Source organism: Pauljensenia sp. UMB1177 (genome assembly GCF_030217965.1).
Taxonomy (GTDB): domain Bacteria; phylum Actinomycetota; class Actinomycetes; order Actinomycetales; family Actinomycetaceae; genus Pauljensenia; species Pauljensenia turicensis_A.
The window spans coordinates 48149-73419 of record NZ_JASOOV010000005.1 but is presented as its reverse complement, the minus strand read 5'-3'; the positions used below and the strand labels follow the sequence as shown (position 1 = coordinate 73419).

General features: G+C 56.3%; 24 protein-coding genes. All 24 read right to left on the bottom strand.

Going from position 1 to position 25271, the window contains the following annotated elements:
- Positions 1–28: 28 nt before the first annotated feature.
- Complete coding sequence (gene metK / locus QP442_RS07345) at positions 29–1219, bottom strand: methionine adenosyltransferase (RefSeq protein ID WP_006681002.1); 1191 nt, start codon at positions 1217–1219, stop codon at positions 29–31.
- Positions 1216–2460 (bottom strand): bifunctional phosphopantothenoylcysteine decarboxylase/phosphopantothenate--cysteine ligase CoaBC, encoded by a 1245-nt coding sequence (gene coaBC / locus QP442_RS07340; protein WP_006681001.1) that lies wholly within the window; start codon positions 2458–2460, stop codon positions 1216–1218. The genes metK and coaBC overlap by 4 nt, the downstream gene beginning before the upstream one ends.
- 5 nt (positions 2461–2465) lie before the next feature.
- A complete protein-coding gene (gene rpoZ, locus QP442_RS07335) occupies positions 2466–2732 on the bottom strand; it encodes a DNA-directed RNA polymerase subunit omega (protein ID WP_006681000.1) in 267 nt (88 codons plus the stop codon).
- 50 nt (positions 2733–2782) lie between these two features.
- Positions 2783–3340 (bottom strand): guanylate kinase, encoded by a 558-nt coding sequence (gene gmk / locus QP442_RS07330; RefSeq protein WP_006680999.1) that lies wholly within the window; start codon positions 3338–3340, stop codon positions 2783–2785.
- A gap of 29 nt (positions 3341–3369) precedes the next feature.
- On the bottom strand, positions 3370–3681 hold the full coding sequence (mihF, locus tag QP442_RS07325) for an integration host factor, actinobacterial type (protein ID WP_006680998.1): 312 nt from the start codon (positions 3679–3681) through the stop codon (positions 3370–3372).
- 89 nt (positions 3682–3770) lie between these two features.
- On the bottom strand, positions 3771–4616 hold the full coding sequence (gene pyrF, locus QP442_RS07320; protein ID WP_103633737.1) for an orotidine-5'-phosphate decarboxylase: 846 nt from the start codon (positions 4614–4616) through the stop codon (positions 3771–3773).
- The gene (gene carB / locus QP442_RS07315; RefSeq protein ID WP_103633736.1) at positions 4613–7912 is read right to left on the bottom strand and encodes a carbamoyl-phosphate synthase large subunit; all 3300 of its coding nucleotides are present in this window, start codon (positions 7910–7912) and stop codon (positions 4613–4615) included. Before carB ends, pyrF begins: the two co-directional genes overlap by 4 nt.
- Complete coding sequence (carA, locus tag QP442_RS07310; protein ID WP_006680995.1) at positions 7912–9084, bottom strand: glutamine-hydrolyzing carbamoyl-phosphate synthase small subunit; 1173 nt, start codon at positions 9082–9084, stop codon at positions 7912–7914. The genes carB and carA overlap by 1 nt, the downstream gene beginning before the upstream one ends.
- The gene (locus tag QP442_RS07305; RefSeq protein ID WP_006680994.1) at positions 9081–10406 is read right to left on the bottom strand and encodes a dihydroorotase; all 1326 of its coding nucleotides are present in this window, start codon (positions 10404–10406) and stop codon (positions 9081–9083) included. The genes carA and QP442_RS07305 overlap by 4 nt, the downstream gene beginning before the upstream one ends.
- Entirely contained in the window at positions 10399–11391 is a 993-nt protein-coding gene (locus tag QP442_RS07300; protein WP_006680993.1) for an aspartate carbamoyltransferase catalytic subunit, read from the bottom strand. Before QP442_RS07300 ends, QP442_RS07305 begins: the two co-directional genes overlap by 8 nt.
- Positions 11391–11960, bottom strand: coding sequence for a bifunctional pyr operon transcriptional regulator/uracil phosphoribosyltransferase PyrR (gene pyrR, locus QP442_RS07295; RefSeq protein WP_006680992.1), 570 nt, complete (start codon positions 11958–11960; stop codon positions 11391–11393). Before pyrR ends, QP442_RS07300 begins: the two co-directional genes overlap by 1 nt.
- A 132-nt stretch (positions 11961–12092) precedes the next feature.
- Complete coding sequence (locus QP442_RS07290) at positions 12093–12767, bottom strand: GntR family transcriptional regulator (protein ID WP_103633735.1); 675 nt, start codon at positions 12765–12767, stop codon at positions 12093–12095.
- Positions 12768–12911: 144 nt separating this feature from the next.
- Complete coding sequence (gene nusB, locus QP442_RS07285) at positions 12912–13511, bottom strand: transcription antitermination factor NusB (RefSeq protein WP_006680990.1); 600 nt, start codon at positions 13509–13511, stop codon at positions 12912–12914.
- Positions 13511–14074 carry an elongation factor P gene (gene efp / locus QP442_RS07280; RefSeq protein WP_006680989.1) on the bottom strand — a complete coding sequence of 188 codons (564 nt, stop codon included), beginning with the start codon at positions 14072–14074 and terminating at the stop codon, positions 13511–13513. The genes nusB and efp overlap by 1 nt, the downstream gene beginning before the upstream one ends.
- A 22-nt stretch (positions 14075–14096) precedes the next feature.
- Entirely contained in the window at positions 14097–14684 is a 588-nt protein-coding gene (locus QP442_RS07275) for a shikimate kinase (RefSeq protein WP_006680988.1), read from the bottom strand.
- On the bottom strand, positions 14681–16288 hold the full coding sequence (gene aroB, locus QP442_RS07270; RefSeq protein ID WP_006680987.1) for a 3-dehydroquinate synthase: 1608 nt from the start codon (positions 16286–16288) through the stop codon (positions 14681–14683). The genes QP442_RS07275 and aroB overlap by 4 nt, the downstream gene beginning before the upstream one ends.
- Entirely contained in the window at positions 16285–17496 is a 1212-nt protein-coding gene (gene aroC / locus QP442_RS07265; RefSeq protein ID WP_006680986.1) for a chorismate synthase, read from the bottom strand. Before aroC ends, aroB begins: the two co-directional genes overlap by 4 nt.
- Positions 17497–17538: 42 nt before the next feature.
- A complete protein-coding gene (hisF, locus tag QP442_RS07260; RefSeq protein WP_006680985.1) occupies positions 17539–18312 on the bottom strand; it encodes an imidazole glycerol phosphate synthase subunit HisF in 774 nt (257 codons plus the stop codon).
- Positions 18313–18488: 176 nt separating this feature from the next.
- Positions 18489–19490 carry an FKBP-type peptidyl-prolyl cis-trans isomerase gene (locus QP442_RS07255; protein ID WP_103633733.1) on the bottom strand — a complete coding sequence of 334 codons (1002 nt, stop codon included), beginning with the start codon at positions 19488–19490 and terminating at the stop codon, positions 18489–18491.
- Positions 19487–20872: a Pup--protein ligase gene (gene pafA / locus QP442_RS07250; RefSeq protein WP_103633732.1), complete on the bottom strand. Its 1386-nt coding sequence runs from the start codon at positions 20870–20872 to the stop codon at positions 19487–19489. Before pafA ends, QP442_RS07255 begins: the two co-directional genes overlap by 4 nt.
- Position 20873: 1 nt before the next feature.
- The gene (locus QP442_RS07245; protein WP_006680982.1) at positions 20874–21056 is read right to left on the bottom strand and encodes a ubiquitin-like protein Pup; all 183 of its coding nucleotides are present in this window, start codon (positions 21054–21056) and stop codon (positions 20874–20876) included.
- A 56-nt stretch (positions 21057–21112) separates the two neighbouring features.
- Positions 21113–22636 (bottom strand): depupylase/deamidase Dop, encoded by a 1524-nt coding sequence (gene dop, locus QP442_RS07240; protein ID WP_179370385.1) that lies wholly within the window; start codon positions 22634–22636, stop codon positions 21113–21115.
- Position 22637: 1 nt separating this feature from the next.
- Positions 22638–24188, bottom strand: a complete 1551-nt coding sequence (arc, locus tag QP442_RS07235) for a proteasome ATPase (protein ID WP_006680980.1) — start codon at positions 24186–24188, stop codon at positions 22638–22640.
- Entirely contained in the window at positions 24181–25224 is a 1044-nt protein-coding gene (locus tag QP442_RS07230) for a tRNA (adenine-N1)-methyltransferase (RefSeq protein WP_040318537.1), read from the bottom strand. The genes arc and QP442_RS07230 overlap by 8 nt, the downstream gene beginning before the upstream one ends.
- Between the last annotated feature and the right edge of the window lie 47 nt (positions 25225–25271).

The following is a 25271-nucleotide window of genomic DNA, read 5'->3' as shown; positions in this document are numbered from 1 at the left end:
TCGTCAATCAGAACAGAGGGAGCGGTCATCAGCTCACACTCAACAATTCGTCGACGCGGTTCGTTTCTTCCCACGGGAAGCCCGGACGACCAAAATGGCCGTAGGAAGATGTGGCAGCGTAAATCGGGCGTAGCAGATCCAGGTCAGCGATAATGCCGGCCGGACGCAAGTCAAAAACAGTCTCAATGGCGCGTGCAATCTGCTGGTCACTCACATTTCCGGTACCAAATGTTTCAACATAGAGACCGACAGGATGAGCGCGGCCAATCGCGTAGGCAAGCTGAATCTCGCATTTGGAAGCAAGACCGGCTGCAACTACATTCTTCGCCGCCCAGCGCGCAGCGTACGTGGCGCTACGGTCAACCTTCGATGGGTCCTTACCGGAGAACGCTCCACCACCGTGACGTGCCATACCACCGTAGGTGTCAACTATAATCTTTCGCCCGGTTACGCCTGCATCGCCGGCGGGGCCACCGATGACGAAGCGTCCGGAGGGATTGACGAGGATCTTCATATCGGCCGTGTCGAGATCGAGGCCGTCGTCGCGAAGAACCGGGTCAATCACGTGTGCCACAATCAGGTCGCGCAAATCGGATTGGTTCAGAGCCTCATCATGCTGAGTGGAAACGAGAACCGAATCAATACCAACAGGCTTGCCGTCCTCGTACGCCAATGTGACCTGAGTCTTTCCATCGGGACGCAGACCGGTGGCGATTTCGTTATGACGGACGTCAGCCAGGCGCTTCGACAGCTTGTGCGCCAGCCAAATCGGGGCAGGCATCAGATCGGGTGTATCAGCGCAGGCATAACCAAACATGATTCCCTGGTCGCCAGCGCCCTGACTATCACGGACATCACTTGCACTACCTTCACGCTCTTCAAGCGCGTGGTCCACTCCCCCGGCAATATCAGGGCTCTGCTGTCCAATCGAAATCGATACGCCACACGAGGCACCGTCAAAGCCCACTTGTGAAGAGTTGTAGCCAATTTTCAGAATCTCATCACGAACAATCTGAGGAATCTCAACGTAGGCCTCGGTTGTTACCTCACCGGCAACGTGCACGAGGCCCGTGGTCACCATAGTCTCGACCGCGACACGAGAATGCGGGTCTTTTTCTACAAGAGCATCAAGGATTGAATCCGAAATTCGGTCACAGACCTTATCCGGATGACCTTCGGTCACGGATTCTGACGTAAAGAGCTGTCGATTAGAAGTCACCCATCAATAGTAGCGAGTCTTTGAGCGATTGTTGTGATGAGAAAGTCCGCAACGCGAGCTTTTGAGCCAGAGACTTCACCGACAAGCTCGCCTTTCGAGTCGACGATCGTGACGTGGTTGTCGACGTCACCAAAACCGAACCCATCACCCACGCGGTTAATCGCGAGGAAGTCGGCGCCCTTACGGCGTGCCTTCTCTTTGCCATAGGCAAGTACGGTGTCTGCCTGACCTGTTTCAGCGGCGAATCCGACGAGCACCGTGGGCCTTGAATCGCTGTGGGCGACGGTGGCAAGAATATCCGTCGTACGTTCCAATTCAATGGTGGGAACGTCTGAAGAATCATCCGTCTTCTTGATCTTCGCATCAGCAACGCTGGTGGGACTAAAATCGGCGATTGCCGCGCACATCACCAGCGCGTCTGCGCCATCACACTGAGCCTGAACCGCGAGTTCAACATCGTGGGCCGTGGGTGCGAAGGAAACGCTAATCGAAGGTTCAAGATCGTCCAGCAGCGACTTTTCAACGTTCGATGCGATCAGGTGTACTGTCGCGCCCATTCGAGCTGATGAGCGAGCAATCTCGATGCCTTGGCGTCCCGACGAACGGTTGCCAATGAAGCGCACCGGATCCAGTGGTTCTTGAGTTCCGCCTGCGGTCACGACAATATGACGTCCAAAAAGCATCTGTTCGTTGGAAGAGAACGAAGTCTGCGTTGATGCGAGAGTATCGAGGCACACACGAGCAATTTCTTCAGGTTCGGGGAGCCTACCAACTCCATGATCCCCGGAGCCAAGCGCACCGGACGCGGGGTCGATGATAGTTATTCCACGCTGGCGCAGAACGGCAACGTTATCTTGAGTGGCAGCGTTATCCCACATTGCCGTGTGCATTGCCGGGCTCAGAACAAGTGGGCAACGAGATGCCAAGACGGTGGTCGTCAAAAGATCATTCGCAAAGCCAGCGCGAATGCGTGCCATCACATCCGCGGTAGCAGGGGCGATAACAATCAAATCAGCGATACGAGCAAGCTCCACATGATCAGAGCCTGGGTGATCGGTGAGCCCGGTGTGAACCGGGTGACCAGTCAGGCCCTCCCACGTTGCTTTTCCAACGAACTCTAAAGAGGCAGGTGTTGGAACAACACGAACATCGCATCCGGCGCGAATCAGCTCACGTACAAGAATCGCCGCCTTGTAGGCGGCGATTCCAGCGCTGACCCCGACGATCACCGTGGGGCGCATACGCGTCAGGCTTTCTGCTCGGCTTCGACCGAGATCATGCCATCGTTGATCTCGCGAAGTGCGATACCCAGGGGCTTTTCATCGGGTTCAACATCGACAACGGGTCCAACGAACTGAATCATGTTCTGTTCAAGCTGAAGGTTGTACGAGTTGATCTGACGTGCGCGACGAGCGGCAACGATAACGAGAGCGTACTTTGAATCGACGTGCTCAAGCAGATCATCAATCGGTGGCGACGTGATGCCTTGGGGCTGTGCGACGATTCCGGCCATGCGGTCCTCCTGGATTCAAACGTGGCCATCTGGCCACACTGGGGGCCAGTCTACTCCAGCCCCATAAGGTGAGCCAGTTCAGTAACGGTGTCGTCGAGGTCGTCATTCGTCACAGTTACGTTGAATTCCGTCTCTGCAGCCATCTCTACCTTGGCAGTTTGAAGACGACGCACGCGTTCCTCCTCGTCTTCGGTTCCGCGACCGACGAGGCGCCTCACAAGCTCATCCCACGACGGAGGTGCAAGAAAAACGAAGAGCGCATCAGGACGCGTTTTCATCACCTGACGAGCACCATCAAGGTCAATCTCGAGCAGGACAGATTTACCTGCTTTCAAGGCCTCGTCGACAGGTGGCGCAGGTGTGCCGTAGCGGTGAACACCGTGGACTGTCGCCCATTCGAGCATCAATCCCGATTCGACAAGCGCGTCAAATTCTTCATCTGTCTTGAACAGATAATGAACGCCATCAACTTCACCCGGCCTGGGCGAACGAGTCGTCGCAGAGACGGAAACAACCAGTTCCGGGTGACGTTCACGAAGAGCTTGAACGACGGTCCCCTTACCTACAGCAGTGGGACCGGCAAGCACGGTCAGTCGTGGTTTATCCATGCTGACAATCGTGCCACCTTTACCTGCTATTAGCCGAATCGTTCGATTAAAGCCTGAGCTTGAACATGCCCAAGGCCCCTGACACGACGTGATTGAGCAATACCGTACTCTTCCATCAATGCCGCAGCCGTTGTGACTCCAACGCGTGGCATTGACTCAAGCAGTGAGACAACACGCATCTTGGCGATTGACTCATCCTTTTCGGCAAGGTTGAGAACCTCTGAAAGCGTAATTTCGCGATTCTTCAAACGTGCTTTGATATCCGCGCGCGCGCGACGCGCTGCAGTTGCTTTTTCTAGAGCTTGCGCACGTTGTTCGGGTGTCAGATGAGGTAGCGCCATTGCTTCCCACTCCTTCACAGATTGTGACTGTTGCAGGCGATTTTATCGTGTTAACAGGGCTTTTGTGTGAAGAAAGTGGGAAGCAATATTCACTCAGCTAATTCGGCGACCGCTTGAGCATATGCCTGTTGAAGGCCCAGAGCATCGGGGCCTTTGGCCAAAATCGCTCGAGATGACGACGCGAGCACGTTCAAAGCTGCTTGGCCGAACACCTCGCCCAGTTCCTTCGGACCGGCACCTTGAGCTCCCACCCCGGGGGCAAGAATTGCGCCATTGAAGGCATCGAAAGAGATGCCCAGGCGACGGCGAGCATCCCCAACGGTCGCGCCCACAACAATTCCAGCAGGACCCATGTGCTCAAAGTCGAACGTCGCATTGAAATCGGACACTGCTTGAATGACTCCCCCAGCAACCGATTGCCCCTCGGAGTTCACACAGTGTTGAACCGAAGCACCCTGAGGGTTCGATGTCAGAGCGAGAACGAACACTCCCCTGCCCGTCTCTTTTGCCATTTCAAGCGCCGGGGTGAGCGCGCCAACACCCAAATACGGTGAAAGAGTCACAGCATCGCCGGCCAGCGGAGAACCATTAGCCAGATACGCATCGGCGTAACCGTTCATAGTTGAACCAATGTCACCGCGTTTAGCGTCCACGATGCACAAGGAACCCGCATTTCGACAGGCGTCAATGACTTCTTCCAATACGCCGACGCCGTGTGATCCAAAACGTTCGAAGAAGGCTGACTGCGGTTTGAATGCAGCAACTTTGCCTCCCAACGCTTCAACAACGCCCAGAGAAAACCTACGCAATCCGTCGATCGAATGGTCTAAGCCCCACTGGTCAAGCAGACCGGGGTGCGGGTCAATCCCAACGCACATAGGCCCATGCTCAGCCATTGCGTCGGCAAGACGATCACCGAAACCTCGCATGGTCATCGTTCATTCTCCTTTCGAAGCGCATCCCATTCCTGCAACGATCGCACGTGATACGCACCGTGAGTACGCACCTCAATCGCTTGAACAAGCGCGTTAAACGCCTGGAGCGTCGTCACAATCGTCTTGTCGTGGGTCATTGCAGCGGTACGAATCTGATAGCCGTCGTGGCGGTTATCGCTCTTCTGCGGAGTATTCACAACGATGTCGATCATCCCATCGTTGATCAAATCAACGATGGTGGGCTCACCTTCATTGCCTCGTCCCTCAGAGCGCTTGCGAACAGCTTGGGCCTCAATCCCGTTTCGGCGCAACACCGAAGCTGTACCCGTTGTCGCCAAAATCGTAAAACCAAGGTCCCGCATACGAGCCGCAGGGAACACGATCGCACGCTTGTCCGTATCCGCAATCGAAATGAAGACCGTACCTTCGGTCGGCAGTTTTCCGATCGCACCGGATTGCGACTTCGCGAATGCCGTCGGGAAGTTGTGATCGATACCCATAACCTCGCCCGTCGAGCGCATCTCAGGCCCGAGGATCGTATCCACGACCAATCCCTGAGCTGTACGGAAGCGCTTGAATGGAAGAACAACCTGCTTCACTGCAATCGAGGCACCATCACGGATCTCGCGTGCATCCGTGACAGGGAGAATGCCACGCTCACGCAACGATGCGATCGAATCGCCCACCTGGATCAAAGATGCTGCCTTCGCCAGAGGCACGCCCGTCGCCTTCGAAGCAAAAGGCACCGTACGAGAAGCACGAGGATTCGCCTCAATCACGTACAGGACATCGGACAAGAGGGCGAACTGGATATTGATCAGGCCACGCACCCCCACCTCACGTGCAATCGCTTCGGTCGATGCAGCAATCCGGTGAAGCTGGCTGGACGACAGAGTCATCGGTGGCAATACGCATGCCGAGTCACCGGAGTGAATACCGGCCTCTTCAATGTGCTCCATAATGGCGCCCATAAACAATTCATTACCGTCATACAGCGCGTCCACGTCAATTTCGATCGCCGCATCCAAGAAACGGTCAATCAACAGTGGACCGCGTGAGAACAGCGCGCCAATATCCGGCCTATCGAGATAGCGATCGAGCGCGGCCTCGTCATTCACGATTTCCATACCACGACCGCCCAAGACGAAGCTGGGGCGCAGAAGCACCGGATATCCAACGCGCTCAGCAACCTCACGAACCTGCGAGACCACATGAGCCGTATCGTGCGCCGGAGCCGGGCAACCGGCAATCGCCAGCACCTTAGCGAACTCTTCACGGTCTTCAGCCACATCGATCGACGACGGCGACGTGCCAAGAATCGGCACCCCCGCAGCCTCAAGATCACGCGCAAGCGACAGCGGAGTCTGACCACCCAACTGAACAATAACGCCCTTGACCGGACCGGCCTCGCTTTCTGCCCGGTAGATCTCGAGCACATCCTCAAGTGTCAGGGGCTCAAAGTAGAGGCGATCCGAAATATCGTAGTCAGTCGACACGGTTTCTGGGTTGCAGTTCACCATGATCGTGTCGTAGCGCTCGCGCAGGCTCATCGCTGCGTGCACGCACGAATAATCGAACTCAATGCCCTGACCGATACGGTTCGGTCCAGCACCCAGAATGATGACTGCTTCGCGCTCGCGGGGCGCAACCTCGTTCTCGAAGTCGTAGGTCGAGTAGTGATACGGAGTCTTCGCTGCAAACTCTGCCGAACACGTATCCACCGTCTTGAAGACGGGGTGAATTTCGAAAGCGCCTCGTACTTCTCGCACGCTCGTCTCCGACAGGCCTCGAATATCACCAATCTGACGGTCAGAGAAGCCGTGACGTTTCGCAAGACTCAGTACCTCGCGGTTGAGCGCGGGAGCTTCTGCGATTTCACAAGCAATCTCGTCAAGCAAGTAGAACTGGTCAAGGAACCAGGGGTCGATCTTCGTCGAATCGAAGAGCTCGTCGAGCGTCGCACCTCCACGGATTGCGTCCATGACCTGCACAAAGCGCTGTTCGGTACCTCGTGCAGCCTGAGCGACAAGTGCTTTTGTCTCTTCTGTGGTGGGACGAGGCCGCGCCCACGAGAATTGGACTCCCGACTTGTCGATGGAGCGCAACGCTTTTTGAAACGCCTCCGTGAAATTGCGCCCGATTGCCATGGCCTCGCCGACTGCTTTCATTGAGGTCGACAGCGTGGGGTCAGCTTCCGGGAACTTTTCGAAGGTGAATCGCGGAACCTTCACCACGACGTAGTCCAGCGTGGGCTCGAAAGACGCAGGCGTGGAGCCCGTGATGTCGTTCGGGATTTCGTCGAGCGTGTAACCGGTGGCGAGGCGCGCTGCGATCTTCGCAATCGGGAAGCCCGTCGCCTTGGATGCCAGCGCGGATGAACGCGATACACGCGGGTTCATTTCGATGACGATGATGCGACCAGTCTTCGGATCCAGAGCAAACTGGATATTACAGCCACCAGTATCAACACCGACCTTACGGATCACCGCAATGCCGATATCGCGCAGACGCTGCAACTCGCGGTCGGTGAGTGTCAATGCGGGTGCAACGGTCACCGAGTCGCCCGTGTGAACACCCACCGGGTCAATGTTTTCGATCGAACAGACGACAACGACGTTATCCGCCTTGTCTCGCATGAGCTCGAGCTCGTATTCCTTCCAGCCGAGGATGGATTCTTCGAGCAAAACCTCCGTGGTGATCGACGCCGCAAGTCCCTGACCGGCGATGCGTTCGAGATCTTCGGGGGTGTAGGCGAAGCCTGAACCCAAACCGCCCATCGTGAACGAGGGACGTACAACCAGCGGGTAGCCGAGTTGAGCTGCCGCTTCGTGGCATTCTTCCATCGTGTGAGCAATATAGGAACGTGCGACTTCGGCGCCACACGTCTCAACGATCTCCTTGAAGATTTCCCGGTCTTCACCTGCGTTAATCGCCTCGATGGACGCGCCGATCAGCTCAACGTTGTACTTTTCGAGAACGCCAGCTTCGTTCAGCGCAACCGCTGTATTCAGTGCAGTTTGACCACCCAGTGTTGCAAGCAGAGCGTCTGGTCGTTCCTTTTCGATAATCGACGTAACGACTTCGGGGGTAATCGGTTCAACGTACGTGGCATCGGCAATCTCCGGGTCGGTCATAATCGTGGCCGGGTTGGAGTTCACGAGGATAACGCGCAGGCCTTCTTCTTTGAGAACACGGCATGCCTGGGTACCCGAATAGTCGAATTCGCACGCTTGACCAATAACGATCGGACCGGACCCGATAACAAGGACGGACCGCAAATCGTGGCGCTTAGGCATCAGTTCGCCTCCTTCGAGGCCAGAATCATGGATACAAAACGATCGAAGAGATGCTCACCATCGTGAGGACCAGCCGCCGCTTCGGGGTGATATTGAACCGAGAAAGCGGGAATATCAAGTGCCCGCAGGCCTTCCACAACCCCATCGTTGAGATCAATGTGGCTGACTTCAACCTTTCCATAGCGACCAGCGTCGAACGGTGCGACCGAGGGGGCCCCAACGGGGGCGTCCACTGCGAAACCATGGTTGTGGGCGGTGATTTCAACGCGACCGGTCACCAGATCCTTCACCGGCTGGTTGACACCGCGGTGACCGAATTCGAGCTTGTAGGTTCCATACCCCAGAGCGCGACCGAACAGCTGGTGTCCGAAGCAAATGCCGAAGTACGGGAGCCCAGCATCCAGGACCGCACGTAGTAGCTCAATCTCCAGGTCAGCAGACGCGGGGTCACCCGGCCCATTCGAGAAGAAAACTCCATCGGGGTTCAGAGCCTGAATATCCGCGAAACTCACGGTGTTGGGCACAACATGAACCTCGACCCCTCTTTGCGCAAGCTGCTCCGGTGTGCGCGATTTGATGCCCAAATCCACGGCCACTACGCGACATACCGGTTCACCTTCGCCTTTAACAACGTAGGTGTCTTTTGTCGAAACCTCGGATGCTAAGGCTGCGCCGGCCATCATCGGTTGATCAACGACAATACGTACCAGAGCATCGCGCACCTGGTTAGTCAGGTGCTCAGCGCCTGCGGGAAGTGCACCACCGGAGAAGATTCCAGCGCGCATCGCGCCGTGTGAGCGGATGTGGCGCGTGATAGCGCGAGTATCAACACCACTGATTCCCACGATCCCCTGCTCAATGAGTTCTTCATCAAGGGTGCGCTTCGATCGCCAGTTTGATGCTCGACGTGCAGGCTCACGCACAACGAAACCGGCAACCCAGATCTGTTTGGATTCAGGATCTTCATCGTTGACACCGGTATTACCGATGTGAGGTGCCGTCATGACGACGATCTGGCGGTGATATGAAGGATCCGTGAGCGTCTCTTGGTATCCGGTCATGCCTGTGGAAAAGACAATCTCACCCAGTGTGCGCCCGCGTTTGCCCCAGGCGTATCCGGGGAATACCGTGCCATCTTCAAGGACGAGCAGTGCGAGTTCTGATTGGGTCATCGCCGGTCCGCCTTTTCAATCGGCATTCCGCCCATGACGGTTGCATCACCGGCGTACAGCGTGTACAGAACCTGGCCGGGCAACTCCATCCCTCGGTACGGCGAATTGGTTGAGCGCGTGAACTGCTGGGTGGGATCCACTTTCCGGCGCACGCTCGGATCAACCAGCGTGATATTGGCCGGAGCGCCCACCACAAGACCCTGCCCCTGAGTGGCAACCATGCCGATCTGCGCAGGCTTTGTCGACATCACGCGAGCAATATCGGCCCACGTCATGCGACCGGTGTTCACCATTGTTTCGATCAGGATCGGCAATGCAGTTTCCAGGCCGGTCATGCCGAACGCGCCCGCCTGCCACTCGCAGTCCTTGTCTTCGAGCGGATGCGGAGCATGGTCGGTTCCCACAACGTCAATCGTGCCATCGGCGAGGCCCTCGCGGACTGCCTCCACGTCTTCGCGAGTGCGAAGTGGCGGGTTGACCTTGTAGAGCGGATCGTAAGTCGTGGCCATTTCCTCAGTGAGGAGCAGGTGGTGTGGAGTTACTTCTGCCGTCACGTCAACACCCATGCGCTTGCCCCAACGAATCAGGTCTACCGATCCGGCAGTCGAAAGATGGCACACGTGGAGGCGCGAACCGACGTGCTTTGCCAGCAAAATGTCGCGGGCAATGATCGCCTCTTCAGCGACGGGAGGCCAACCGGCCAAACCGAGTTCACCAGACAGTGGCGATTCATTCATCTGCGCACCGTCAGTCAAGTCCGGATCCTGCGAGTGCTGCGCAACGACGCCACCGAAGGTCTTCACATATTCGAGGGCACGACGCATGAGAACCGGATCCGACACGCACTTGCCATCATCAGAAAAGACGCGCACCTGAGAGCGGGAATGTGCCATCGCACCCATCGACGACAGGTGCTTGCCAGCGAGGCCTTGAGTCACGGCACCAACCGGGCGGACATCAACCCATCCCAGGTCGTGACCGATCTGCCACACCTGATCGACAACCGATGCGCTATCGGCAACCGGGGTCGTGTTCGCCATCGCGTGAACGGCTGTGTAGCCACCCACCGCCGCAGCGCGCGTGCCGGTTTCGATCGTTTCGGCGTCTTCACGCCCGGGTTCCCGCAGGTGCGTGTGCATATCGACGAGGCCGGGAAGCGCGATCAGACCGTCGGCATCAATATGCCGGGCATTGGTGGCGCCGTCCTTTGCTTCGGCACCGATAGCAACAATGACGCCGTCACGGACCAGGATGTCGCTGGATTGCTCTCCCAGAATCGATGCGCCGGAAATGAACCAAGTTTTCGAGGTGTTTTCAGTCATTGGTGTTTCCTTCCGTGGCAAGAAGCAGGTAGAGGGCAGCCATACGAACGCTGACGCCATTGGAGACTTGTTCGACGACAACGGAACGCTTTGAGTCAGCTGCCTCCGCGCTAATTTCAAGGCCTCGGTTCATCGGGCCGGGGTGCATCACGATGCATTCGGGGTTGAGAACGTTGAAACGCTGATTATCGAGGCCGTATGCGGTGTGATATTCGCCCGGTGACGGGAAGAATCCGCCGCCGGCAGCGCTCATGCGCTCACGCTGGACGCGTAGCATCATCACGGCGTCGGGGTCGGTGGCGAGAGCCTTATCGAAGTCGTATTCGATATCACAGGTCCAGTTTTCAACGCCCACGGGAAGCAACGTAGGAGGCGCGACCAACGTGACGTGGGCGCCCAGCAGAGTCAGAAGATCAACGTTGGACCTCGCAACTCGCGAGTGGAGAACATCGCCGACGATCACGACGCGCGCGCCTTTGAGATCGGTGCCCGGTGCCAGCGGTTCAACGTCGGGGTCTGAGGGGTTGCGTTTGTAGTGGCGACGCAGGGTCATGGCATCAAGAAGCGCCTGAGTCGGATGCTGGTGAGTGCCATCGCCCGCGTTCAGCACCGGCAGGTCCATCCAACCAGCGTGTGCAAGGCGGTGAGCCGCTCCGGAAGAAGAGTGGCGGACAACCACCGCGTCGGCGCCCATGGCTTGGAGGGTGAGAGCCGTGTCTTTGAGCGATTCGCCTTTGGAGACCGACGATCCTTTAGCGGAGAAATTAATAACGTCTGCCGAGAGGCGTTTTGCAGCAGCCTCAAACGACAGACGTGTACGGGTTGAATCCTCGAAGAACAGATTGACAACAGTGCGACCGTGAAGTGTTGGTAGTTTCTTCACTCGACGTGACTGCGTTGCCGCCATCTGTTCAGCCGTATCTAGAAGCAAGAGGGCTTCGCGATATTCGAGGTCACGGATGGAAATGAGGTGATTCAAGGACATCAGTTGTTCCTCTCAATCAGAACGCAGTCTTCACCGTCAGTTTCATTCAGCCAAATCGACACTGACTCATCACGAGCGGTGGGAAGGTTCTTGCCCACGTAGTCGGGGCGAATAGGCAGTTCACGGTGACCACGGTCAACGAGAACTGCGAGCTGGACTGCCTTCGGGCGACCGATCGATGTCAGCGCATCGAGGGCAGCCTTGATGGTGCGTCCCGTGTAGAGCACATCATCGACAAGAACGACGGTGCGTCCGTCGATGCCATGGGCCGGTACAAATGATTCCTTTGGCTCGCGAAGGGGCTGAGAGGAAAGGTCATCCCGAAACATTGTCGTGTCGATGATGGCAAGTTGCGTGCGCCTACCACCGACCTCGTTGATCTTTTCGACGAGGCGCTTGGCAAGCGTCGCGCCACGAGTCGGGATTCCCGCGATGACCAGCATCTGGTCTTCGCCATTTCTTTCGATAATCTCAAACGCGATTCGCGTGAGTGAACGGGCAATATCATCGGCATCTAAAACCTGCCGTGCAGAGCTGCCCCGCTCTGCGTGTGGGTGCACTGATCCCATCAGTGAATCTCCTTCCCCGCCTCACAGGACGGAATTTAAAGGAACGCTTCGTCAACTAGTGTAGTGCTCTACCCCGCGGATCTGTCTAGTTGACGGCGTGCTGATCATCACCGATGAAAGAATGCGATTGAACTAGTCTTCGTCGACTCGAGACGCTTGTTTTTCCCTGTTCACTGCCCAAACCTCACCCGCATAGCGCATGTGCTCATTCAGAGTCTCGCGTGCCTTTTCGGGATCTCCGGCGCGAAGGGCGTCAACAATCGGTTGATGATAAACGCCGCTCATCAGCTCAGCGCGTTGTGCAGATGCGTCGGACATGATTGCAACGCGCATCCGATCCTGCAAGTCGTTCCACATCTCCAACAGCACTTCATTGCCGGATTCGTGACACAAAATCTGATGGAAACCAAGGTCTTCATCCAGAACTTCCACGGCACTCTTGCCATCCGCCCCTGCAGGGAGATTCTTTTCAAGGAGATCGGCGACTTCGCTGCCTCTCCCCTGGGTCACGATCGCCGATGCCGCCAGTCCCTCTAGAGCTGCGCGTACAGCAAAGAGCTCACGAAGTTGCTTGGGAGTAAATTGAGCGACGCGCAAACCAATGCGGTCTTCACCTTCGACAAGACCAGACTGCTGGAGCTTACGCAGTGCCTCGCGAACGGTGCCCCGACTCACGTTCAGTTGTTCGGCAAGATCGACCTCACCCAGACGCGAACCAGCTGGCAAGTTGCCCTCAAGGATCTCTGCGCGCAACGTCGTCCACACCTGCTCACGCAGTGTCAGTCGGTTAATCCCCTTCATGGGCATAGCGACGACTCCTCATCTTTGACAGTCGTTAACACTCAACAAATATCACTGTCACATTAACACTTTTCATCAAGGTTAATAAGCACAGAAAGCAAGTGGCGGACCATAGCTTTCGCTACAATCCGCCACTACAAGCCAACCTGCTCAGTATTCGTCGAGCAACTCGTCAAGCTCTTCAAGCTCATCGACACTCAAATCATGCGTCTTAGGGGAGGTATCCTCATCTGAGCCTGCCAGGCTGGGCGCATCATCACCGGGAGCCGACACGTCAGCGTCATTGTCGCAACTGCGACGCGACCACGGGGATGCCTCGAGTTCACGTCGAATAGCGTCAAGGACAGCATTGACGAACTGCGGAGCCCCGTCACCAGAAATCGACTTCACAATTGCAATTGCTTCATCGATCGCGATGATGTTCGCAACATCGTCGTTGTCCAGCATTTCCCAAACGCCAACGCGCATAACCGCCAGGTCAACACCGGCGATTCGATCAAGGCCCGCTACGTTCGCGTGTTTTTCGATCAAATCATCGATGCGACGCAGGTTATCAGCGACACCTTCGATTGCTTGAATCGAGTATTCCGGAAGCGGGGTTTCTGCTGCCGTGATCACTTTGCGCTGACGCAAAAGATCGCGCAAGACATCGGGGTTACGCCCCATGCCTCGCTGATCTGCTTCAAAAACGACGTCAGCAGCGCGCTTGCGAGCTTTCGTTCGTGAAGTGAAACGAAATGCCTTGGACATCAGTCGTTGACACGTCCCGAGAAGGAACCATCGCGGGTGTCAACCTTGATGCGAGTGCCTTCTTCCATGTAGAGCGGGACCTGGATCTCGTAGCCGGTTTCAAGCGTTGCGGGCTTGGTACCTGCCGAGGAACGGTCGCCCTGCAGACCGGGTTCAGTGTGCGTGATGGTCAGGACAACAGTAGCCGGGAGCTCAACGAACAGGACAGTGCCATCGTGCTGGGAAACGATGACGGACTGGTTGTCGATCATGAAGTTACGGGCATCGCCGACGATCTCTTCGGGAACGTTGATCTGCTCGTAGGTCTTTTCGTCCATGAAAACATAGTCGGTGCCGTCCTGGTACAGGTACGTCATATCGCGACGGTCAACAGTTGCGGTTTCGATCTTGAGACCAGCGTTGAAGGTCTTGTCGACGATCTTGCCACTCATCACGTTCTTGATCTTGGTGCGCACGAATGCGGGGCCCTTACCCGGCTTGACGTGCTGGAATTCAACGACCTGCCACAGCTGGCCGTCGATGACCATGACTGTGCCGTTCTTCAGATCATTCGTCGTTGCCACAGATATACCTCACTTTGGTTTTTCAAAGAATCAACGCGATTTTACACTGTTCGATAACGGTTCTACTAACCTCATCGACGGTTTTATCGCGTGTATCAACTAACACATTAGCGATCTCTGAGTATTTTTCATGCAGGTTTGCAATCATCAGCCTGAGCATTGCACGTGGTGCACCCAGGCCAACCGAACGCGGTTTATTCAGTCCTTCGCGTCGAGCCACTTCACTCACGTCGGCATAGAGCTCAACGATTGCGGCTCCCTGATCGTTTAAGCGTTGAAGCCGCCTAGCCACGGCCTCGTTCTCAATTTGCGAGGCACCAACCGTGACGATTGCACCTGCACTACCGAGCGCCCGAAGCGCACATTCTTGTCGTACCTGCTCCACATCGCCTGTGCCTGCAATGATCAGTTGCGCAACACTTTTGCCACTCTGGCGTTCAACAAGGTCGTCAGTTTCAACCAGGCGCATTCCAGTCAGCGAAGCAATGGCGCGGCCAACCGCTGTCTTTCCCGCGCCGGAAACTCCCACAAGGACGAGGCCGGGAACCCCAGATGATTCTCTATCACGGACAGTGCCCGCCACAGAAGTATCAACACACTCGATTGTCATGCGATCCCCAATCGCGTAGCTACCTGCCTCGTTTCATCAGGCAATATCCGATAGGTCGCCGCATTTCCAATGCCATCAAGCAAAACGAAACGGAGCTGACCCGCACGCACCTTTTTATCTGAGAGCATGACGTCCAGCAATTCATCGAAGGACGTACCGGAATAGGTAACCGGCAAGCCAACTCGTGAGAATGCATTGATATGACGTTCAACGTCGGCATCTGTCAGAAGCCCCCGAACAACGCCGAGGTGTGCGGCAAACACGCATCCGACGCTGACCGCTTCACCATGACGCCACGAAAAGTTCTCGCACTTTTCAATCGCATGAGCCAGCGTGTGCCCATAGTTGAGGATTTCGCGCAATCCCGATTCTTTCAGGTCAGCTGAAACAACATCCGCTTTCACTACGATAGCGCGTTCGATCAGCTCTCGAATCTGGTTGGAGCGCGAATCGCTCAGGAGGTTCGTGTCGGTTCCTTCGATAATGCGAAGAATTTCCGTATCGCGAATGAATCCACATTTCACAACTTCGCCGAGACCAGCTACGAAGTCTTTTTCCGGCAACGAGGACAGATAATCGAGGTCCACGATCACGCGCAACGGCGGGTGGAAGCAGCCAATCAGATTCTTGCCCGCTGATGAGTTGATACCCGTCTTCCCACCGACTGCAGCATCCACCATGGCCAGTAAGGTCGTCGGAATGTTGATCAAACCGATCCCACGTAGCCACGTTGCTGCAACAAAACCCGCCATATCAGTTGTTGCACCACCACCAATGGCAATCACTGCATCTGCTCGGCCGAGCTTCATGCGCCCAGCTTCATCCCAGAGACGTGCAACGACGTCGAGGCTCTTGCCCGCCTCACCATCGGGGTGCGTAGCGATACCCACCTCAAAGCCCATCGTTTCAAGACCGTTTGCAATCTCGCGTGCTTTCGTCTCAAGAGGCTGGGCGTGGACAATCAGTACCTTCGAAGCATCAGATCGCAATGCTCCTGCAATCGCGCTGACTGGAATCGAGTGACCAACACACACGTCGTAGGGAGCATCTCCCCCAACGTGAATCCGTTTCCATCCAAGATCCACCAAATCCACCACGCGATCGGCAACCTCTGAAGCAGGCCCATCGTCAGACTCAAGCCGAATCGTCTCTACTGCCTCATAGAGTGGCAAACGTTCGCGACGCAGTTGGCGGAGCATCCCCTCAGGATCTTCACGAAGCAAAGGGCGGTGAGCCTTCTTCGTCACCCGACGCACTAACTCATCATGTTCTACATGAATATGGACGACACAGACATCACGCAGGGCATCGCGAACCTCTTCAGATGTCACAGCACCACCGCCTAACGAGATCACCCCGCCCATCTGCACAGCCTGATGCACCGCGCGAATCTCACGCTGACGAAAACCCTGCTCGGCCTCGTCCATAAAAATCTGCGAAATCGACTTACCCGCGCTCTTTTCGATGAGGTCATCAGTATCCACGTGGGAAACCCCAAGCTGGGCGGCAACAAGGCGCCCAACCTTCGACTTACCCGCACCGGGCAATCCAACAAAAACAAGCGGAAGATGCAGTCGAATCGATGAAGGTGAAGAGACACTCATGCGCGCTCCTGAATTGACGCGATATATGCGCCAAGATTGCGACGCATTTCCTCTACCGACATTCCTCCGGCGTGGCCATCGAGAACATCGGCCAGCACAAGCGCGAGCTCAGCTTGCGCAATGACAGCACCGGGAACAACCTGACAGGTATCAGAACGCTGATGCAAGCCGACGGATTCTTCACCCGTCGCAAGATCCACGCTACGAAGAGCACGCGGAACCGTAGAAATCGGCTTGAACGCAGCACGAGCAACAATCGGCTGACCATTCGAGGTGCCGCCTTCGATACCACCGGCACGATTTGACGTACGACGCAGATGCCCGTCGTCGCCCTTCACGATCTCATCGTGAGCAACACTGCCCCGCAACGCCGCCTGAGCAAAACCATCACCGATCTCCACACCTTTGACAGACTGGATCGACATCAGCGCAGCCGCAACCTTCGTATCCAAACGACGCTGGGCATTCACGTGTGTTCCCAAACCAATGGGCACGTTCCACGCAATCACTTCGACGACACCGCCGATGGTGTCCCCGGCTCTCTTCGTTTCGTCGACGACATCAACGAAACGCTGGTCAAGCTCGGTATCAAGGGTACGCATGCGAGATTCGTTCAGAGCACCCTCATCATCCGGAGTCGGAAGATGAGGATCAGTTGCGATCTGCGTTCCCACCTGCACAACATGGCTGACCAGACGAATACCGGCCACCTGGTCCAAAATCGCCTCGGCAACGCAACCGAGCGCCACACGAGCTGCGGTCTCACGCGCGCTCGCACGCTCCAGAATTGGTCTGGCATCATCACAACCGTACGACAGCATTCCCGGAAGATCCGCATGACCTGGACGCGGGCGGGTCAGCTTCTTGTTCCGCGCAATTTCACGTTCGTCGCCAGTACCGGCATCAATCAGCAGAAGATCTGGGGCAACTGGATCGGAGCTCATCACAACTTCCCATTTGGGCCATTCTGAGTTCGCAATCTCAATCGCAATCGGAGCACCCGTCGACATACCATGACGGACACCACCGACGATACGCACGACGTCCTTCTCAAAAGACTGGCGTGCCCCACGCCCATAGCCAAGACGACGACGGGCTAGAGCCCGCACAAAATCGTCGGATTCGATACGAAGACCGGCTGGAACACCATCAATGACAGCGATCAAAGCCGGACCGTGTGATTCACCTGCGGTAAGCCATCTGAGCATGGCTCCAGTCTTTCACACGTGACCGTGCAAGGCCGTGGCGTATCACATGCGAACAGGGAAACCGGCCTGATCCAAGGCCGTTTTCACGTCGCGAATCGCTACTTCACCGAAGTGGAACACGGACGCCGCCAAAATCGCGTCGCTTCCCGCGCGAGCAGCCTCAACGAAATGCTCAACCGTTCCGGCGCCACCCGAAGCAATAATCGGCACGTGCACGCGTTCTTTCACAAGATTCAGTAGTTCGATATCGAAGCCCTGCTTCACCCCATCTGCATCCATTGAGTTCAGCAGAATTTCACCCACACCACGGCGCTCGGCATCCATCGCCCATTCGAGCGCATCAATACCGGTCGAGTGCTTTCCACCGTGAGTGGTCACTTCAAAGCCCGAAGGTGTTTCAACGCCGGGAGGGCAACGCCGAGCATCAACAGACAGAACCAGAACCTGATTACCGAAACGATCCGCAACCTCGGAAATCACGTCAGGGTTGCCGATCGCAGCGGTGTTCATTCCAACTTTGTCAGCGCCCGCTTTGAGTAGGGTCGCCACGTCTTCGCCAGTCCGAACTCCACCGCCAACGGTCAAAGGAACGAACACCTGTTCCGCCGTGGCCGACACGACATCAAGCATCGTGCCACGGTTCTCAGTCGATGCACTCACATCAAGGAAAGTTATTTCGTCAGCCCCTTCAGCCCCGTAGCGCTTAGCCAACTCAACAGGGTCCCCAGCATCGCGCAGATTCTGGAAATTCACGCCCTTCACGACGCGCCCAGCATTCACATCAAGGCAGGGGATAATTCTCAGTGCGACACTCATGTTTATCCTTCTTCGTCGAGGTCTCTTCACTACCTGAGGGCAGTCCTGCCTTGTGCATGCACAGCATGTGTGGGCGAACTACTGGCTGACTGGCTGTCACTTACGTTAGCGGTTCGGACTGTATTTCGCTCCGCATACTCTTCGGCGGTGCTGTGGGCGTTGGAAGAAGACTCAGGTTAATCTGACGGAGCTACGCCCGTCTGCTCGGCTGAAGCACCCGACTGAGACGCATTATCGGATGCTGGTTCAGTGCCCAGAATATCGATGACGATGCACACAGTGTCGTCACCGTTCGCCAGATCGGGCGGAATAGAAATCGCCAGTCGCGATCCCACTCGTTGATCAACAAGAGTCTGCTTCAAGCCGGTCATCGCGGTGAGCATTGAGACGACCTCTGGCTTGCCCGTCCGCCATGTCGATGCTCGAACAACGCCGTCGTTCCATCCCACTGCGGCGTACTGAACCACAATCTGATCGTTCGATGTGACCTGCTGTCCTTCACCTTTGATCAGGATCTGGGTTGTCACGTCCGTGGGCGCATCGCTTCCGTGTTCGATAACAGGACCTTCGTCGGTCATTGTCACAGACAGGACCCCGGAGGATTCACCGGTGTCTTCACTACCGTTCGCGATCGAATACAAAATATCAATCACGAGAAGCTCAGTGTCCTGATCTGTCGGCTTCGCTAACTCGCCCTGGGACGAAGCCAACGGATGGGCAACAAGGACTCGTGATCCTTCGTGAAGTCCAACGACAATGTCAAGAAGAGCATCGTTCAAGGTTGCTTGGTCTGCGGATCCGACAACGAGGTCGGGTCGCCCATCCGCAGACAGATTCTCGCCTGTTTTACCGTCGAACGAGGTGATAGCCAGCAGAATCGGTGAATCCTTCGTGATTTGCCGCCCAGTTCCGATCTCAAGAACCTTGGCTTTTGCGGCATTCACCGTCACTGGCTGTCCCATGGTCACAACAGGGATCGCGCCAATACGACCCGAGACTGACACGGAGTCAAGGGGGCCTCTGATGCCCTGCACCTTCGATGAGCCCGAGCCGTTGTGGGTCGCGTGCACTACGGCGATGATTGCGGCGCCAGCAACCACGACGGTGGCAAGCAACGCAATGGTCAGATTGCGCAGACCATGCCTATACGAGGGCTTGAAAAGATCAATCATGCTCATGCGGGAAGCACCGGTGAGCAGGAAGTGATCTTTCCAATGAGCTCATCCACGCGTGGATCCTCATTGGCCAGAGGATCCTGCAGTGAAAGCGGGGAAGACGATAAGTCGTCAACGCGCACGTGAACCCAGTCAGCACTCAGGTCAACGCGCGCATCTTCGGCAGCGCCGATGATGCGGCCTCGTAGATGAGCGCGGGTGGTCGCAGGCGGAGTATTCACGGCCGCCTGCACACTTTCGCGCTTCGTTAGTCGTTTCACGAGGCCAGACGCCTCCATACGGTCAAGCAGGGAGCTGCCGGTAATATCGTGGTAGCTCAAATCCAAACGAGCCACACGCGGATCGGCAAGGTTCGTCCCTGCCTTTGAAACGTAGGATGAGAAGAGCTTAGCTTTGATAGCGATATCGAGTTCGGTGTCGACCGGAGACCAATCGCCGGATTCGATCGCGTTCAAACCCCGTTCCCAGAGATCAAGAACATAGCGATGTGTATCGTCAAGCTCTGCAGCATCGATTGTGCCCAAGATACGTTCGCGAATCTCACGCTGGATTTGGACGGGAGTCCAGCGACGACCATCGGCAAGCTCGACTTCAGTTCGACCGGTCAAATCAATGGAAATCTCGCGGATGGACCGCATGGGGTCAGCCATCGTCAGGTCTTCGATATGCAAGCCGTCTTCAACTGCTTGAAGGAGAAACTCGGTGGCCCCCACCTTGAGCGCAGTCGTTGGCTCAGCAACGTTCGTATCGCCAACGATCACGTGCATGCGACGGTACGAACCGGAATCTGCTAGCGGTTCGTCACGGGTGTTGATGATCGGGCGTGAACGCGTTGTTGCGGATGAAACGGCATCCCACATCTGCTCAGCGCGCTGGGAGAAAGCGAGTGTTGCACCGGAGGCATTACGTCGAATCAGACCGTTGCCCACCAGAATCTGGCGAGTGATAAAGAATGAAACCAGGGCATCTGCGACCTGACGGAAATCACGACGACGGTGCAGGAGGTAGTTTTCGTGGCAACCGCACGAGTTTCCTTGCGAGTCGACGTTGTTGCGGAACAGGTGCAGGCGCTCAGCGCTCCCCTCTTTTTCAAGCGAGCGATCAGCATCTGCTGCCAGCATCGCGAGCATCAGTGAGCCTGCACGATCCTGGTTCAACAGGTCTTCTAGGCGATCGCATTCAGCGGTCGCATATTCGGGGTGCGAGCCAACATCAAGGTAGAGCCTGCCACCGTTGCGTAAGAAGAGATTCGATGATCGTCCCCGACGTAGCAACGGTTCAAAGAGCTTGCGTGCAGCCATGTCGGCGTCCATTGCCAGAACCCCGGGCGGTGCGGCGCTCATCAGGCCATATTCAGTTTCGATGCCGACTACGCGACGCCTCACTTCACTGGCCACCCTTCTGGACGAAGCCCTGAACGAACGCTTCTGCATTCGTTTCAAGCACGGAGTCGATTTCGTCGAGCAGATCGTCAATCGACTGAGTCTGTGCGTGAACCTGGCCAGCGGCCTCGGTATCGCCGAAATCGTCGTTGTCCCCCGAAGGAGCGAACAGTTGACGGATATCCATTCGTTTCTCCTAAACCTGTGTTGCTTTACTATGTGAAATTATTCCACTGGTGAGGATCATTCCACGGGGCTACGTGTTTGCGCAGTATCCGGAATCGGATAGCGGACAAGATTCCCCTGTCCCGGATCAATGACGAGGGACGTCCACGAGGCTTTCACCAAGTCTGGTCGTGACGCCACAGCCTGACCGCGGGCAAACGCGCGGGTCGTTGTCGGGGCTTGAGAGGCTGCATCCTCAACCTGTTGGTCGCTAAAGAGTCTCTTGATGCGTCCGGCTTTACCCAGCTTCAAAGCAAGCGAGTGCTCCGGGCGAAGATCGGCCCACTGCAAGTCCATCGCCGTCAAACGGGGGTCGTTCCACTCAACTCCCAGACGATCCTTTTGACGACCCAACAGCTGATACTTGCCAATCCATTCAACTTCAGTGGAAACAGAGAACATGTCAGCGCGCATACGATCAAGGACGTCCTGCCAGAGGGTCAGAATCGCTTGGTCTTCACCTTCGGGGCTGATACCCATTCGGTCAAAGGTTGCAAGAATGAGGTCCACATACACCTGAAGCAATTCAGGTCCCGTGTATGCGCGTCCACCGGCCGTGTTCATCTTGTAATCAAGATTCGGGTGGTGGCTGAGGTTCCATGTTTCCTGCACGGCGTCATCGAGCGCGAGGGCTTCCCACTCCAGCCCAATCCCCTGCTCGATTGCCCACAACACCAGCGATGTCGCGCCAAGCTTCAGCAAGATTGACACATCGAACATATTGCCGTCACCACCGATGACGTGCAGACGCCGGTAGTGTGCCGGATTCGCGTGCGGTTCGTCGCGCGTATTAATGATCGGGCGATTAAAGGTGGTTTCCAAGCCCACTTCGTTTTCGACGAAGTCAGCTCGCTGAGAGATCTGGAACCCTGGAACTTGAGATTTCTGTCCCAGACCCACGCGTCCAGCACCGCACATGACCGGTCGAGAAACAAAAAACGGAGTCAGTCCACGAACCACATCGTCGAAGTCAACACTGCGGGGGATCTGGTAGTTCTCGTGAGTTCCGTAGGCGGCGCCTTTACCGTCCGTATTGTTCTTCACTAGGACGATAGGACCGTCTTCGCTCTTGAGCGATTCTTCAATAATCCGGCGTGCGATCACCTCGCCGGCACGATCATAGAGCGTGGCTTCAAGGGCACCCAACGCTTCTGGAGCGGAATACTCCGGATGAGCGTGGTCGACATACAGGCGTGCACCATTCGTCAAAACCGCGGTGGTCTGTGCAGGCAAAGCCATTTCTTCTGGAGTTGGGCGTTCAATCTGCTCACTGCCACCCGACGGCGCCAAGTGATATGGATCGTCCGTCAGCAACGAGGGGTCGGCGGCCGCACGTGACAAGCGGATACCGCGCATATCGTTGAGCGGGTCCTCAGCCCGATAGTCCCAGCGAACGGGTGCAGCGCCCTGTGCCGGCGTCCCATCGCGAGAAATCTCAGCGTAGAGACGAACCGCCTGCGACGAAAGTGCAATGGGGTTCGCCCATGCATCACCTGGGCGATAGACGCCGTACTCGGTTTCGGTTCCAATCACGTGGGTCATCTCAGGCCTCCAAGGCAACGATTGATGCGATTTCTTCACGCAGGCCAATGGTGCGGGCCCAGTCGTCGGGAGACGAAGAGACTGCGAGTTCAATAGACTCGCCCATTTCTTCTTTAACACCGGCAAGCAGGTGCTTCGCCGACAGGCCATATCCCCCGCCTGTGAGCGATTCTTTGATCGCATGTTTCTTTGCGCGCTCAACGATTCCGGCGATCATGGCACCAGAGACGATATCCCCAAGGTGAATGCGCTTCGTGCGTCCAGATGCCAGCACGACATCAAAGAGCGCAGTCGTTTCATCTTCGCGAAACAAGACGTCAAGTGCCTGATCGACCATGTTTCCGAGTGCCTGGCCGAGGGTCATGCCGACGCCGATTTCATCATCACGAAGTGGCACGTCAGTGTTCAAGTGTTTCAAGAAGATGTCGCGGGCACCTGTGCGATCGGGCCGATCCACGCGAATGCGCACATCCAGTCGGCCGGGGCGAAGGACGGCAGGATCGATCATGTCAGCACGGTTCGAGGCGCCGATGATGATGACGTTATCCAGGGTCTCGACACCGTCCATTTCCGCAAGAAGCTGGGGAACGATCATCGTTTCTACGTCCGATGAGATCCCGGTTCCACGCGTCCTGAACAGGGCTTCCATTTCGTCAAAGAAAATGACGACAGGGATATTGCCAGCAGCAAGTGAACGTGCTCGCGCGAAGATCGCGCGAATGTGTCGCTCAGTTTCACCAACAAACTTGTTCAGAAGCTCCGGCCCCTTGATTGACAAGAAGTAGGTTTTCACACCACTTGTCCGACCCGACAGGGAATTTGCGACTGCCTTTGCAATAAGCGTCTTACCTGATCCGGGTGGACCGTAGAGCAGGATGCCCTTAGGCGGACGCAAACCATACTCGCGGTAGAGCTCGGGATGACTAAAAGGAAGCTCAATTGCGTCGCGGACCTGACGAATCTGCGCATCCAAACCGCCGATATCGTCGTATGTCGTATCGGGAGCTTCGGGGGTGAGAAGCTGCTCGACATCGGATCGCACAATCTTTTCCAACGCGATTCCGCTACGTAGATCCACCATCAATGCGTCGCCGAGACGCAGATTGCCGTGACGTAGAGGGCCTGCCAACATCAGCAGATGCTCCTGGCCAGCTTCGCCTGCAACCAGCACGCGGTCATCACCCACCAACTCAAGAATCGAGACAATTGAACCGGACCTCGAAAATCCATCAGCGGCAACGGCGACCATCTTGTCGTCGACGCGCACCCACTGACCATACGACAGCGAGTAAAGATCAAGGTCAGGTGCAACAGCGAGGCGCATACGACGACCGTTCACGATCGCTTCAATCTGACGCGAAGGCACATCCGCGGATACAAACACGGCCATCGTTAGTGGCGGACGATTCACTTCAAGGAGCTGAGACTGCACCTTCACCAACTGTCCGCGAACCTGGGACAGCGCCTGGGCAAGGCGCTCATTCTTCGCTTCCAGAGAGACAACAAGGCGTTGCATCTCTTCGATGCGAGTTGCGTAGAAGTCATCACTCATCAGTGCTGATCCTTCCCTCAACCCACTGGTCAGCCTGACGCGTCACATCACGACGAACCTTGCGTAACTTCTTTTCAGATGCCGTTCGAAGGCCAACGTTGTGTTCATTCCACTCATCAACATCATCCCACTGGCCACCCAGACCTTCAGACGACTTCGCGGGACGAACCGACCTTTCTTGTGGGTTAATTCCCGGAGCAAGACGGCGCGTAACCAACAGGAAACCAGTGTGAGCAACCATGCGGTGCTCGGGACGGACAGCCAAACCATCAACGTGCCATTCACGACGCATGTCTTCCCAGGTGATCGGATCCGTGAAGTTCTCGCTTGCACGCAAGTCTTCAATAAGACGCGACAGCTGCGTAACCGTCGCGACATAGCAGACCAGCACGCCACCGGGGATCAGAGCGTGTGAAACAGCATCAATGTTTTCCCAAGGCGCCAGCATGTCCAGGACTACGCGGTCAACACTGGCCTGGTCCATCGCTTCCAATTCGGTAGCTAAGTCGCCGACGCGCAAATCCCACGCAGGATGTGGCGCACCAAACCAGAGTTCGACATTTCCTCGTGCGATATCGGCGAACTCTTCGCGACGCTCAACTGAGATCAGACGCCCAGTCGGACCAACCGCGTTCAACAACGCCATCGACAACGCGCCAGACCCCGCACCAGCTTCAACGACAACTGCGCCGGGGAAAATATCGCCCATGTGCGTAATGACACCGGCATCCTTGGGATACACAACCGCTGCACCTCGTGGCATCGACATCACGTAGTCGACCATCAACGGGCGCATAATCTGGAACTGGCGACCTTCTTCAGTCGTAATGACCTGCCCATCGGGTTTGCCGATGAGGTCATCATGGAAGAACTCGCCACGGTTCGACTGGAACTTTCCGCCGTGCGTCAAAATCACTTGGTGGAATCGCCCCTTTGGATCGCGAACCTGAACGCGATCGCCTTCTTCCAAGAGACCACGCCGATTCTGCTGACCAAGCGGCGCGTAGTTATCGGTTGTATCTGGCTGTGTATTCATCCCAGAAAGTCTATCGCGGCTATCCACAGCTCCCACTGTGAGATCTG